At 39.5% G+C, this 12,885-nt stretch carries 14 protein-coding genes and 1 tRNA gene; 9 read left to right on the forward strand and 6 right to left on the reverse strand.

Translation table 11 applies throughout. The annotated features are described in order from the left end of the window. Nucleotides 1–158 precede the first annotated feature (158 nt). Nucleotides 159–1,154 carry a CHAP domain-containing protein gene (locus KGF34_RS06970; protein ID WP_252558554.1) on the reverse strand — a complete coding sequence of 332 codons (996 nt, stop codon included), beginning with the start codon at nucleotides 1,152–1,154 and terminating at the stop codon, nucleotides 159–161. A 277-nt stretch (nucleotides 1,155–1,431) separates the two neighbouring features. Between KGF34_RS06970 and KGF34_RS06975 the strand changes: the two genes are divergently transcribed. The 7 genes from KGF34_RS06975 to KGF34_RS07005 all read left to right on the forward strand — a co-directional run bounded on the left by KGF34_RS06975 (nucleotide 1,432) and on the right by KGF34_RS07005 (nucleotide 6,553). Further along, complete coding sequence (locus KGF34_RS06975; protein WP_022234456.1) at nucleotides 1,432–1,620, forward strand: DUF951 domain-containing protein; 189 nt, start codon at nucleotides 1,432–1,434, stop codon at nucleotides 1,618–1,620. 1 nt (nucleotide 1,621) lies between these two features. Then, entirely contained in the window at nucleotides 1,622–2,698 is a 1,077-nt protein-coding gene (prfA, locus tag KGF34_RS06980; RefSeq protein ID WP_252558555.1) for a peptide chain release factor 1, read from the forward strand. Nucleotides 2,699–2,711: 13 nt separating this feature from the next. Further along, entirely contained in the window at nucleotides 2,712–3,746 is a 1,035-nt protein-coding gene (locus KGF34_RS06985; RefSeq protein WP_252558556.1) for an L-threonylcarbamoyladenylate synthase, read from the forward strand. Continuing rightward, nucleotides 3,733–4,341: a dephospho-CoA kinase gene (gene coaE / locus KGF34_RS06990; RefSeq protein WP_252558557.1), complete on the forward strand. Its 609-nt coding sequence runs from the start codon at nucleotides 3,733–3,735 to the stop codon at nucleotides 4,339–4,341. The genes KGF34_RS06985 and coaE overlap by 14 nt, the downstream gene beginning before the upstream one ends. After that, nucleotides 4,341–4,952 (forward strand): lytic transglycosylase domain-containing protein, encoded by a 612-nt coding sequence (locus tag KGF34_RS06995; protein WP_178586018.1) that lies wholly within the window; start codon nucleotides 4,341–4,343, stop codon nucleotides 4,950–4,952. The genes coaE and KGF34_RS06995 overlap by 1 nt, the downstream gene beginning before the upstream one ends. 35 nt (nucleotides 4,953–4,987) lie before the next feature. Then, entirely contained in the window at nucleotides 4,988–6,400 is a 1,413-nt protein-coding gene (locus tag KGF34_RS07000) for an aminopeptidase (RefSeq protein WP_252558558.1), read from the forward strand. 76 nt (nucleotides 6,401–6,476) lie between these two features. Then, nucleotides 6,477–6,553: transfer RNA gene (locus KGF34_RS07005), tRNA-Arg, on the forward strand. A gap of 61 nt (nucleotides 6,554–6,614) precedes the next feature. Here the strand turns inward: KGF34_RS07005 and KGF34_RS07010 are convergent. Further along, entirely contained in the window at nucleotides 6,615–6,926 is a 312-nt protein-coding gene (locus KGF34_RS07010; RefSeq protein ID WP_252558559.1) for a hypothetical protein, read from the reverse strand. 376 nt (nucleotides 6,927–7,302) lie between these two features. Between KGF34_RS07010 and KGF34_RS07015 the strand changes: the two genes are divergently transcribed. Together KGF34_RS07015 and KGF34_RS07020 are read left to right on the forward strand one after the other, a co-directional pair. Continuing rightward, the gene (locus KGF34_RS07015; RefSeq protein WP_252558560.1) at nucleotides 7,303–9,462 is read left to right on the forward strand and encodes an RNA degradosome polyphosphate kinase; all 2,160 of its coding nucleotides are present in this window, start codon (nucleotides 7,303–7,305) and stop codon (nucleotides 9,460–9,462) included. Then, nucleotides 9,459–10,544, forward strand: a complete 1,086-nt coding sequence (locus tag KGF34_RS07020; RefSeq protein WP_022234463.1) for an ATP-dependent 6-phosphofructokinase — start codon at nucleotides 9,459–9,461, stop codon at nucleotides 10,542–10,544. The genes KGF34_RS07015 and KGF34_RS07020 overlap by 4 nt, the downstream gene beginning before the upstream one ends. Nucleotides 10,545–10,732: 188 nt before the next feature. On the opposite strand, the gene KGF34_RS07025 is transcribed toward KGF34_RS07020, so the two are convergent. The 4 genes from KGF34_RS07025 to KGF34_RS07040 all read right to left on the reverse strand — a co-directional run bounded on the left by KGF34_RS07025 (nucleotide 10,733) and on the right by KGF34_RS07040 (nucleotide 12,779). Then, nucleotides 10,733–11,263, reverse strand: a complete 531-nt coding sequence (locus KGF34_RS07025) for a hypothetical protein (RefSeq protein WP_252558561.1) — start codon at nucleotides 11,261–11,263, stop codon at nucleotides 10,733–10,735. 75 nt (nucleotides 11,264–11,338) lie between these two features. Next, a complete protein-coding gene (locus KGF34_RS07030) occupies nucleotides 11,339–11,488 on the reverse strand; it encodes a hypothetical protein (protein ID WP_252558562.1) in 150 nt (49 codons plus the stop codon). 1 nt (nucleotide 11,489) lies between these two features. Further along, nucleotides 11,490–12,383 (reverse strand): ATP-binding cassette domain-containing protein, encoded by an 894-nt coding sequence (locus KGF34_RS07035; RefSeq protein ID WP_022234469.1) that lies wholly within the window; start codon nucleotides 12,381–12,383, stop codon nucleotides 11,490–11,492. Nucleotides 12,384–12,398: 15 nt separating this feature from the next. Beyond that, nucleotides 12,399–12,779 (reverse strand): Bax inhibitor-1/YccA family protein, encoded by a 381-nt coding sequence (locus KGF34_RS07040; RefSeq protein WP_289780785.1) that lies wholly within the window; start codon nucleotides 12,777–12,779, stop codon nucleotides 12,399–12,401. Between the last annotated feature and the right edge of the window lie 106 nt (nucleotides 12,780–12,885).

Consider the following 12,885-nt stretch of genomic DNA (forward strand, 5'->3'; position numbering starts at 1 on the left):
AGGTCAAACCTTTAAAAATGTTGACCTTACACCTTACTTTTATAATTGTTAAAAAGCGCTTAGCTAATTCTCAATTTACCCCAACTTTCGATAAAATCTAAAATTCACTGACAAAAAACGGTCATTCGCAAACTTTATGCGAATGACCGTAATTTTGTTTATGCTTTATTTAATGAAATGATACGCTGTAATTCTGTTACATCGCTTATATCAATTTTGCCGTTTCCGTCAACATCTGCGAGCTTTAACTGTGTATCGGTGAAATCAGCGTTTTTAGATACATACATCTGAAGTTCTGTAATATCAAGAATATCTATAGCACCGTTCATATTAATATCACCGTGCTCGTAGTTGTTTCCGTTATCAAGCGGCTTGTCCCTAAGATATTTACAATAATCAAGAGCTACCCAACCCTTTACATTTTTATAAGTTGTATAACCCCATGTGTAACCGCCGGACTGTTTTACATCTGTAACATAAAGTTCTGTACCGTTGTTAATCTGATAAACAGTTTTTGATGAAGTTGTTGCGCTCTCTCTCATATTAAGATAATCGCTTACTTCAACCTCATAAACACCGTTTTTGTAGTCTGTAACAACATTATCGCTGTCACTGCCCTTGTTAAAGTCGCCAAGGTAAATAAAGCCTTGGAAATTCCAACCTGATTCACCCATTGCAGGGTCATTAACATCTGCATATGTAAGATAGAAGTTTTTCCAACCCCACGCAGAGTTTGAAAATGTAACAGTACCGTTCTCTACCTTTTCAACAACGGCAACATGACCGCCTGTTTCGCCGTTTCTGTAATATTCCCAACAAGCAACAGCGCCGACTTTCGGAGTCTGACCTCTGCTGTAGCCGTCGTTGTAGTCATACCACTCGTAAGCGTCATAGTGACAAAGTCCGGGATCTCTGCCAAGAATTTCGTATGCTCTGCCGTAAGCATAAGCTGTGCAGTTTGGCATACCATAGCCGTATTGGTAATAAATATTTTTATTGCTGTAATAATAATCATTGCTGTATGACGGTGCATCAAGTCTTGGTGTAAAAGACGATGACGCATTAGCAATCATTGAATACGAAAATACTGTGGTAAAAAGTAATGCACAAACTAAAAACATTGCCGGAATTCTTTTGAGTTTTTTAAAAAACAATTTAAATCTTCCTTTCTGTCAATTATGTTTACATTTCTGTTTATCAAAGAACATTTTACCACAAAGCTCCGCAAAAGGCAATATTTTTTTAATAATGTTGTAATTATTTGTAATCTTTGTAAAAGTCATTAAAGCAGGCTCTTGATATTTTGGCAGTATTGATATATAATAAAAACCAATAGTAGCATAAAACAAAATGCTGACAAATGGTCGAGAAACCGAAAAAAGCGTCTGTTTTACTTATATTTTTAGCTTTTGTGCAATCGGAAGTGTTAATATGAAGGTTAATGTCGGTGACAGAGTTGAAATGAAAAAACCGCACCCGTGCGGTTGCAAGGAATTTGAAATATTAAGGATTGGAATGGATTTTAAGATCCGTTGTACAAACTGCGGCAGAGAAGTTATGGTGCCGAGAAATAAAATCGAAAAGAATATTAAAAAAATTTTAACCGATAAGGAAAAATAATATGTTTGAAAAAATAGAAATTTTTGATAAAAGATACTCCGAACTTTCGCAAAGACTTTACGAACCGTCTGTTGCGGCAGATCCGGAGCAATATCAGAAAACAATGAAAGAGCTTAAGTCTATTGAAGAAATAGTGCTTACTTACCGAGAGTACAAACAGGCGGTAAAATCTCAAGACGAAAGCATTGAAATTCTTGAAGAGAGCGGCGACAGCGACTTAAAGGAACTTGCACAGCTTGAACTTGACGAGGCAAAACAGAACATAGAGGAGCTTTCGGAAAAGCTTAAGATTTTGCTTTTGCCGAAAAACCCAAATGACGAACGAAATGTTATTGTGGAAATTCGTGGCGGAGCAGGCGGCGAAGAGTCGGCACTGTTCAGTGCGGTGCTTTTCAGAATGTACAGTATGTATGCCGAGAAAAAGGGTTATAAAGTAGAAATAGTAAACGCAAACGAAACCGAGCTCGGCGGCTATAAAGAAATTTCTTTTATGATTGAGGGCGAGGGTGCTTACTCACGCTTTAAATACGAAAGCGGTGTACACCGTGTTCAGCGTGTGCCCGAAACCGAAAGTCAGGGCAGAGTGCATACTTCTACCACAACCGTTGCCGTTCTTCCTGAGGCGGAAGATGTGGAGCTTGAAATTGACCCTAAAGATTTGAAAATAGATACTTTCCGTTCAAGCGGCGCAGGCGGTCAGCATATCAACAAAACAAGTTCGGCTATCCGTATTACTCATTTGCCGACAGGTACGGTTGTTGAGTGTCAGGACGAAAGAAGTCAGTACAAAAACAAAGATAAAGCGCTCAAGGTGCTCAAGAGCCGACTTTTAAAAGAAAAGCAGGATAAGCAGGCGAGTGAAATTGCCGCTAACCGTAAGTCACAGGTCGGCACGGGCGACAGAAGTGAAAGAATTAGAACCTACAACTATCCGCAGGGCAGACTGACTGACCACAGAATCGGACTTACGCTTTACAAACTTGAGGATATATTAAATGGAAATCTTGATGAAGTTATAGACGCTCTTGTTACCGCAGACAGAGCAGAAAAACTCAAAGAAAGTATGGAAAATTCATAAGCAAGGTGACAATATGCAAACATTATTGCTCGACAGTACACAGGAAAATATAAATAAAGCAGGAGAAATCCTAAGAAACGGCGGACTTGTAGGTATGCCGACCGAAACCGTTTACGGACTTGCGGCAGACGCTCTCAACGGTAAAGCCGTTGCCAAAATTTTTAAGGCAAAAGGCAGACCGATGGATAATCCGCTGATTGTTCATATTGCGGAGTTTGGGGATATTGAAAAATTCGGTCTTGTCTCCGAAATTCCCCAAAAGGCAAAAATTCTTGCCGAAAAATTTATGCCGGGCCCTCTTACAATTATAATGAAAAAATCGGAGATTATTCCTGACGAAGTGTCAGCAGGTCTTGAAACCGTTGCAATTCGCTGTCCGTCACACCCTGTTGCAAGAGCGCTCATTAAGGCGGCAAATACACCGCTCGCTGCGCCGTCCGCAAACATTTCGGGTTCTCCGAGTCCTACAACCGCAACCCATGTTATGAATGATATGAACGGTAAAATAGAGGCTGTTATTGACGGCGGCGCAAGTGAAGTCGGCGTTGAAAGTACGGTTATCACTCTTGCGGGCGAAGTTCCTTGCCTGTTAAGACCGGGCGGAATCACCCTTGAACAATTGAGAGATACAATCGGAGAAGTCGAACTTAACAAGGCGGTACTCGACAAACTTGACCCTAACCAAAAGGCGGCAAGCCCGGGTATGAAGTACAAGCATTATTCGCCGAAAGCGAGAGTTATACTTCTTAAAGGCACAGACGAAGAATATATTAATTATGTGAACAGCAAGGACGACGGCAAAACCGCCGCACTTTGTTGTGATGAAGATATTGCGCAGCTTAAGGTAAAAACATTTTCGCTCGGCAAAAGGCAAGACTATGCACAGCAGGCACACAGACTTTTTGATATGCTGAGAGAGGTTGACGAGGTCGGCGGAATTGACACCGCTTACTCAAGACTTCCGTCCTGCGATGGCGTAGGTATGGCACTTTACAACAGACTTATAAGGGCCGCAGGCTATGAGGTGATAGACCTTGAAAAAATATAAAATATTGGGGCTTACAGGTCAGACGGGCGCAGGCAAAAGCACTGTATCAAAAGTTTTTGCAAAAAACGGCACAGCGGTAATAAATGCAGATGAGCTTGTTGCGGAACTTTATATGCCCGACTCGGTATGTCTTAAGATACTTTCGGCTGAATTTGGCAGTGACATTATTTTGCCTAACAAAAATCTTGACCGAAAGAAACTTGCTCAAAGGGCATTTGCAACAAAAGAAAAAACCGCCGTTCTCGGCAAACTTATCCACCCGTTTGTACTTTCCCTTTTCCTTGAAAAGGCGGAAAAACTTGTCAACAGCGATAAAAAATTCATTGTATTTGACGCACCGCAGCTTTTTGAGAGTAAAGCAAATGTAATTTGCGATTATATCATAAGCGTTACGGCTGATGAAAACATACGCAAACAGCGCATAATGCAGCGTGACGGAATTTCGGAAGAAATGGCGGAAAGTCGTATAAACGCTCAACTTTCCGAAAACTATTTTAAAGATAATTCGGACTTTATTCTTGAAAACAACGGCACAAAGCAAGAACTTATCGACAAAGCCGAGGGGCTATTCGGATACATACGGCAGGTGATTTAATGGCGGCAAATCCCCGATACAAAAAGAAACCCAAAAAGAAGGGAAAAAATTTTATTGTTGGCGGTTGCATAGTTTTAACGGCGGTCTTGCTTGCACTGTTTGTATTTAATTACTATGACAACGCAAAAAAACAACTGCTCGAACTCAGCTATCCGAGAGATTACAGCCAATATGTTCAAAAAGCCGCAAAAGATTACGAACTCGACGAATCACTCATATATGCCGTTATCCGTACGGAAAGCGGCTTTAATGCAGACGCACAGTCGGATGCGGGTGCTTGCGGAATTATGCAGGTTATGCCAAGTTCGTTTGAATGGCTGCAGCAGGTAAGAGATTGCGAGGGCAAATATACGGAAGAAGATTTGTATAACCCCGAAATCTGTATAGATTACGGCTCTTATCTTTTAAAATATTTTCTTGATTTTTATGGGACAGAAACATCGGCTATTGCGGCGTACAACGCAGGATTTGTGGTTTCGGACTGGCTTGATGATCCGAATTACAGTACCGACGGTGTAACGCTTACAGATATACCGTATCCCGAAACAAAAGAATATGTTGAACGGGTAACGGACGCAAAAGCAAAGTATATTGAGTTATATTATTCATAAAATAATATGGTACATCTGATGAAAGGAAGATAAATATGTCAGACGAAAAAAGCAAAGCTACACTTCTTAAAGAAGAAATTATGATGAAAGGCAGCAAGGGCGCAGCAATTCTCAATGCCGAAGAGATTAAAAAAGCAGACGATTTCTGCGTAGGCTATAAAAAGTTTTTAGACCATTCTCCTGTTGAGCGTGAGGCTGTAAGCTACACACTTGAACTTGCAAAAAAAGCAGGCTTTACAGAATACGATGAAAATGCGTCATATAACGCAGGCGATAAGGTTTATTATGTAAACCGTGACAAAGCAATCGCACTTGCTGTTATCGGCAAAAACGGTGTAAAGAACGGTGCAAGACTTGCAATCGCTCACATTGACTCACCACGAATTGATTTAAAGCCGAATCCACTTTATGAGGACACAAACCTCGCACTTTTCAAAACACATTACTACGGCGGTCTTAAAAAATATCAGTGGACAGCACTTCCCCTCTCACTCCACGGCACAGTTGTAAAACTTGACGGCACAAAGGTAAACATTACTTGGGGTGACGATGAAAACGAATCTTGTTTTTGCGTTACTGATTTGCTTCCACACCTTGCTAAAGACCAGGTTTCAAAGCCGCTTGCAAAGGTGTTTACAGGTGAAGACCTCAATGTTCTTGTCGGCTCTCGTCCATATGCTGACGGCGAAGACGAAAAAGACCTTGTAAAACTCAATGTAATGTCAATTCTCAATAAGAAATACGGCATAGTTGAGGGGGATTTCCTTTCGGCAGAACTTTGTCTTATTCCGTCATTCAAAGCAAGAGATATCGGCTTTGACGCAAGTATGATAGGCGGTTACGGTCACGATGATAAGGTTTGCGCTTACCCTGCAATAATGGCTTCGCTTGATGTTGAAACTCCGGAGCAGACCTGCGTTACTTATCTTACAGATAAAGAAGAAACAGGCAGCGACGGCAATACAGGTATGCAGAGCGACTTTTTGCGTTACTTTATATATGACCTTGCAAAGCAGGACGGTATTGACGGCTACAAAGCACTGTCTAAGAGCACCTGTCTTTCGGCAGATGTAAGCGCAGCTTATGACCCAACATATGCATCCGCTTACGAAGCAAAGAACTCTTGCTATATTAACGAAGGCGTTGTAATTTCAAAATACACAGGTCACGGTGGAAAGTACGATACTTCCGATGCGTCTGCCGAGTATATGGGCAAGGTAAGAGCTTTGCTTGAGAAAAACAATGTAATGTGGCAAGTCGGCGAACTCGGTAAAGTTGATATGGGCGGCGGCGGAACAATCGCAAAATATGTTGCCAATATGAATGTTGATGTAGTTGACCTCGGTGTGCCTGTACTTTGTATGCACGCACCGTTTGAAATCGTATCAAAAATTGATGTATATATGGCTTACAGAGCATTTTTTGCATTTTTTGATGATAAAATTTAAAAAATTTTAAAAAACACTTGCTTTTTATAAAAGAATGTGGTAATATACTACTTGCGGTTAATAATTAACCGCATATGCGCTGGTAGCTCAGCTGGATAGAGTGTCTGACTACGAATCAGAAGGTCGGGAGTTCGAGTCTCTTCCAGCGCGCCAATAACACACCTTGGTTTTTCAGGGTGTGTTATTTTTTTCGAAATATCTGCGATGAGATTTGCTAAGCATTGTAATTGTTAAATTTTTCGTTAAGTCCGAAATACAATAAACTTGTGTCTGCAAAAACTTTATTTTCACTATTTGTACCTTTCTGTAAATCCTGTTGAATTTCTTTATCGTAAAGTATGCTTCCGGAATTATCTATAGCTGAATTATTATCAAATTCAACACAGAACTTATTATTTTGTTTATCTCTATATATAAATGTGGTTTTTACAGATGACCAAGAGTTGTTTCCATAGGAATCAAAAGTAAATGAATCATTATATTTTTCCGTCAAATATTTTTCAACAGTATCAGTGACTGTTGACATAAATCTGTTGACACGAATTTTTAATTACGATAATATAGTTAGTGTAAAGAAACGGCTTTAGCTGTTTATCTTTTAAGACAAATTATTTTTATAACCGCCTTGTAATCGCAACTACAAGGCGGTTATTTTTTACAATTTCAGATTTAAGGTAAATAACAATTCACTAAAAAAGTTTTTATCAAAACTTGGCACAAATTGTGGTTTAAGGCGAGTAATTTATAATTTAGGTCAAGCCTTTGATTAAAAAAAGGTTGTCCATATTTTTAATGCGAATAATTAGGAATGACTTTTCAAAATTTTTTTGTAACTTTTACATAAATTTTACTTGAAATATTTAAGATTTAACAATATAATAAGAATAACAAGGAGTGATATAATGACTTCAACAATTGATGTAAAAAAGAAACAAGAATTAAAAAAATGGCTTGAAATGCCTTACAATAACAGAGAGCTAAGCTGGCTCGATTTTAACGCCCGTGTACTTGAAGAGGCTTTTGAAAAGGAAAATCCTATAATGGAAAGGTGTAACTTCCTTTCTATTACAGCGTCTAACCTTGACGAATTTTTTATGGTTCGTGTTGCAGGCGTACTTGATAATATTCATCGTGGCACAAATAAGCCCGACCCATCGGGACTTACCCCTAAAATGCAGATGAAAAAAATCAGTGAAAAAGTACATGCCTTTGCCGAAAAGCAGTACAACTGCTACAATCGTTCCATTATTCCGTCACTGAGAGCAAACGGTATTAACTTTGTTAAGGCAGATGAAATGACCGACGAGCAAAAAGCATTTGCAGACGATTATTTTCAGAGAGTGGTATTCCCTGTTCTCACACCGATGGCGGTTGACACAAGCCGACCTTTCCCATTGCTTGCAAACAAAAGTCTTAACATTGCAGTTCTGCTTACAAATGCAGAGGGAGAAGAATTTTATGCGCTTGTACAAGTGCCGTCAATCCTTCCGAGATTTTTGGAACTTCCCGCAAAAGGCAAGCGTGACTTTATAACCCTTGAAAGAATTATTACTATTCACCTCGGTGAACTGTTTGAGCTTTATAACATCAAACAGTCGGCAGCTTTCAGAATCACAAGGGACTCTGACCTTGACATTGACGAGGACACGGAAGACCTTATGGAGGAAATTAAAAAATCCATTAAAAAGCGTCAGCGAGGTGTGCCTGTAAGACTTGAGTTTTCTAAAAAATGCCACAAGTCAATCCGCAAATTCCTTGTAGATGCATTGCATGTAACCGAGGACGAAATTTATGTACAGCACGGTCCGCTTGACCTTACTTTCCTTTCTAAATTTGCAAGAATAAAGGGCTGCGAAAAGCTCTGTTTCGAGCCTATTACACCTGTAAATCCGCCTGCCGAGTTTTACGATTGCGATGATATTTTTGAGGCTATCCGTGAAAAAGACAGACTTGTCCATCATCCGTATGAGAGTTTTGATGTGGTGGTTGACTTTGTCAAAAAAGCCGCAAAAGACCCGAATGTACTTGCAATCAAGCAGACTTTATACCGTGTAAGCGGTAACTCTCCTATCGTTGCGGCACTTATTAAAGCCGCCGAAAACGGCAAACAGGTTACTGTACTTGTAGAACTTAAAGCTCGTTTTGACGAAGAAAATAACATTCAGTGGGCAACCAAACTTGAAAAAGCAGGCTGTCATGTAATTTACGGTCTTACAGGTCTTAAAACCCACTGTAAAATCTGTCTTGTTGTCAGAAAAGACAAGGACGGAATCCGCCGTTATCTGCATATGGGTACAGGTAACTACAACGACAGCACAGCGAGATTCTATACAGATATCGGTATGTTTACCTGCCGAGAGGAATACGGTCTTGACGCATCGTCATTATTCAACACACTTACAGGCTATTCTTTACCGCCCGAATACAATAAATTTATTGTTGCTCCTCAAGGTATGCGACCTTTCTTTGAGGAAATGATAAGAAAAGAAATCGAAAATGCAAAACAGGGACTTCCCGCATCAATCACTGCAAAGGTAAATTCACTTGTAGACCCCGCAATCATCTGCTTGCTTTACGAGGCATCGCAGGCAGGCGTAAAAATTGAACTTATCGTGCGTGGTATTTGCTGTCTTATTCCCGGATTAAAGGGGTGGAGTGAAAATATAAAGGTAATCAGCATTGTAGGACAACTCCTTGAGCACAGCCGAATTTTTAAATTTGAAAACAACGGCAATCCGCTCTACTACCTTGGCAGTGCAGACTGGATGCAGAGAAACCTTGACAGACGAGTTGAACTTGTGTTCCCTGTTGAGGACGAAGACATTAAAAACAGGGTTGAACAGATTTTAAAAGTTACGCTAAAAGACACGGTAAATGCAAGAAAGCAGTTACCCGACACCACATATCACCTTGTAGATAAGCGTGGCAGAAAACGACTTAACAGCCAAAAACATTTTTCAAAACTTGCACAACAGGCACAAAATGCCGTTAAAAAACAGACATATGTAAGAACAGTAGGCACTCCTATAGTACCTGCAAAGGAAGGAGAAAAAGCAGAATGAAAAGAATCGGTATTTTAACAAGCGGCGGTGACTGTCAGGGACTTAACTCTACTATCCGTGCAGTCGCAAAAACACTTTATCAGAATTACGGCAATGACGGTGTGCAGATTATCGGCATTATTGACGGCTACCGAGGACTTATTTACAACGAAACAAGGATGATGAAACCTGATGATTTTTCGGGTATTCTTACAAGGGGCGGTACTATTCTCGGCACATCAAGACAGCCGTTCAAACTTATGAGAGTTATTGACGAAAACAGCGTTGATAAAGTTGCCGAAATGAAAAAGAACTATAAGAAGCTTGAGCTTGACTGCCTTGTTGTTCTCGGCGGAAACGGCACACAGAAAACCGCAAACCTCTTGCGTGAAGAGGGCTTGAATGTTGTTTCTCTGCCAAAAACAATTGACAATGACCTTTGGGGTACAGATAAAACATTTGGTTTTCAGAGCGCCGTTGACATTGCAACAAATGTTATCGACTGTATTCACACCACCGCAACCTCACACGGAAGAGTTTTCATTGTTGAGGTTATGGGTCACAAGGTTGGCTGGCTGACTTTGTATGCAGGTATTGCCGGCGGTGCGGATGTTATTTTAATTCCGGAAATTCCGTACGATATTAATTCCGTAATTAATACAATTAAGAAAAGAACCGAAAGCGGAAAGAAATTCTCAATTCTCGCCGTTGCAGAAGGTGCAATTTCAAAAGAGCTTGCGGCTATGCCGAAGAAAAAAAGAAAAGCCGCTATGGCTGAAATCGCATATCCGTCAATCTCATACAAAATTGCAAAAGAAATTCAAGACGCAACTGGTCAGGAAACAAGAGTTACCGTACCCGGACATTTCCAGAGAGGCGGAAGTCCTGACGCATACGACCGTGTGCTCTCCACCCGTTTCGGTATTGCAGCTGCCGAACTTATCATAAACGGTGACTACGGCAAAATGGTTGCACTTGTAAATAATAAAGTAGTTGCAGTTCCGCTCGAAGAAATCGCAGGTAAACTTAAAGCCGTTCCTGCCGACCACGAAATAGTAGCTGCAGCAAGAAAGATGGGTATCTGCTTTGGCGACGAAAAATAATTAACAATTTAAGTTTGAAATGTTGAAAACTTTGGCAGTGTGAGTATTAACCTCACACTGCCGTTTTCTTTATTATATCGTTTTACAAAAACTAATCTTCCCCTCCTTATCAAAACCAAAAAAATTGCCCGAAAAAGCAAAAATCTCATTTCAAAATCAATGAAATGAGATTTCTGCTAATATAAAAATCAAACTTCCAATTTCTTAACCACTGAAATAGAAACAATGTAAGAAACCACTAAATAAACTATAATGCAAACTCCGCTTGCGAGTAATGTTTGTACCGAAATGTTATTTACTGCAAGGATAGAAACCGCATTACCAAGCCATAAACAGCTTAAATTAATATGTAAGTATGAGCTGATTATCGAAATTCCTGTTGGCAAAGCCAAAAGAGCAAGCAACGAAACAACTATTGCAGGAGCGCTCTTTTTAAAGATTGAACACAGCATAAAGAATATGCCGGCAAATGAGATAAGTCCAAACACAAGGATAATTAATTGCGGAATAAACAGAGCGTATATTGAGCCGATGTTATGATATAAAGCGCTTGATACCGCAAAAACAGCAACTAAATTGAGGATTACCATAAAAAGGGTGCTGACAATAACCGCCATAAACTTTGCCGTAAAAATCGACTGTCTGCTGTAACCTCGTGAAATAATATTTTTCAATATGCCGTTGTCAAAATCATTGCAAATAAAGCTGCAAATAAACATTAGTATAAATACTGTAACGGGACTTGTTTTAAAAAATCCTATTGCACTGATAATACCGGACTCCGGTGATACTATTCACTGCATATTTTGCGAAGATTGTAACGAAAACATACCGAATGAGCAAAGCAGGTAAATCAAACTAAGTGCAACCGATGAAAAAGTCCAAATATAAAGGCTTTTGTTTTTGAAAAGCTCACGAAGTTCAAATAATAATAACCTTTTCATTTTATGCCCCTACCTTGCGTAAAAAGTATTCTTCAAGATTAATTGCGTGAATAGAAATCTGATTTACCGTAACACCATTTTCAACAAGATATTTATTAATTTGACCCGTTCTGTCAATCATTGAGTCAAGATAAACAGATTTATTATAAATATGTATCTGTTGAGGCGGCATAATTTTTGATAAAATCTCCGCCGCTTTTTGCGGATTGTCAGGCACAATTAAAACTCTGTCGCTGCATTTTTGTGAAAGCTCAACAGCGGAAATTTCTTCTATAAGTTTGCCGTCATGAATAAATCCATATCGTGTGGCAATCTTTGACAGTTCCTCAAGCAAATGGCTTGAAATCATAAAGGTAATTTTCTTTTCGGTATTTAGTCTGATGATTAAATCACGAATCTCCATAATACCTGTCGGATCAAGTCCGTTTATCGGTTCGTCAAGAATAAGCAATTCTGGATTGCCGAGCAAAGCCATAGCAATTCCAAGTCGCTGGCGCATACCGAGCGAAAACTGTCCTGCTTTTTTGTTGCCTGTATTGCCAAGACCTACAAAATCAAGAATTTTCCTGACACTTTTGTCTGAACTTCCTGTAAGAATTGCCATTCTCTTCATATTTTCGTATGCGGTGCAGTTTTTATAAATTGACGGAAACTCAATGAGCGAACCGATTTTCTTCCTTGCAGTGTTGAGCGGCTCACCGCCAAAGAGGGTAATTTCGCCACTGTCGGGAAAAGCAAGCCCTAACACCTGGCGCATAAATGTAGTTTTGCCTGCGCCGTTCTTGCCCACAAATCCGTAAATATCACCTTTGTTTATCGTAAGGCTGATGTTGTTAGAAACAATTTTATAACCGTATTTTTTCACTAAATTTTGTGTCGATAATATTGCACTCATAATTATTCTCCGTAATTAGTTTTTAGCGTCATAAATTCTTATTAAGAGGTCAAGAACCTTGAAGTAGAGCCAAATTACTGTAAATGCCAAGCCAAATGAAACTGACCACTCGTATTCTTTTGGGCGCTGATTTTCAACTGTTTCACGAATAATCTGAAAGTCGCTGATAAGAAACAAAGCTGCGATAATAATAAAAATAACTGACATTGCTATGTCAAAGATAGGATTTCCTGCGAAAATCATTACATAACCTCTTGTTGCAGTAATGAGGTAGCCGATAAAAGCAAGGATTGAAATGCTTATTGTTGAAAGTAAAAGTGCAAGTGTAACAGATTTAAATTTTTCTGTTGCCTTAATCTTGCCTGAAGTATAGAGTAAAAGCATTGTAAATACGATTACAAGAGCTTATATGTCAATACAATATAGGCAATTTTACACTATTCTTGCATCCTGTATACACAAAAAAGGATTGCAGATTTTGCTCTGCAATCCTTTTGAATAT

Source organism: Ruminococcus sp. FMBCY1 (assembly GCF_023921805.1).
Taxonomy (GTDB): Bacteria; Bacillota; Clostridia; order Oscillospirales; family Acutalibacteraceae; genus Ruminococcoides; species Ruminococcoides intestinale_A.

Excerpts from the sequence above, each read along its gene's own strand:
- KGF34_RS06975 (WP_022234456.1), top strand. The coding sequence starts at position 1,432 with ATGAAGGTTAATGTCGGTGACAGAGTTGAAATGAAAAAACCGCACCCG.
- prfA (WP_252558555.1), top strand. The coding sequence starts at position 1,622 with ATGTTTGAAAAAATAGAAATTTTTGATAAAAGATACTCCGAACTTTCG.
- KGF34_RS06985 (WP_252558556.1), top strand. The coding sequence starts at position 2,712 with ATGCAAACATTATTGCTCGACAGTACACAGGAAAATATAAATAAAGCA.
- KGF34_RS06995 (WP_178586018.1), top strand. The coding sequence starts at position 4,341 with ATGGCGGCAAATCCCCGATACAAAAAGAAACCCAAAAAGAAGGGAAAA.
- KGF34_RS07000 (WP_252558558.1), top strand. The coding sequence starts at position 4,988 with ATGTCAGACGAAAAAAGCAAAGCTACACTTCTTAAAGAAGAAATTATG.
- KGF34_RS07010 (WP_252558559.1), bottom strand. The coding sequence starts at position 6,926 with ATGTCAACAGTCACTGATACTGTTGAAAAATATTTGACGGAAAAATAT.
- KGF34_RS07015 (WP_252558560.1), top strand. The coding sequence starts at position 7,303 with ATGACTTCAACAATTGATGTAAAAAAGAAACAAGAATTAAAAAAATGG.
- KGF34_RS07020 (WP_022234463.1), top strand. The coding sequence starts at position 9,459 with ATGAAAAGAATCGGTATTTTAACAAGCGGCGGTGACTGTCAGGGACTT.
- KGF34_RS07025 (WP_252558561.1), bottom strand. The coding sequence starts at position 11,263 with ATGTTTATTTGCAGCTTTATTTGCAATGATTTTGACAACGGCATATTG.
- KGF34_RS07030 (WP_252558562.1), bottom strand. The coding sequence starts at position 11,488 with ATGAAAAGGTTATTATTATTTGAACTTCGTGAGCTTTTCAAAAACAAA.
- KGF34_RS07035 (WP_022234469.1), bottom strand. The coding sequence starts at position 12,383 with ATGAGTGCAATATTATCGACACAAAATTTAGTGAAAAAATACGGTTAT.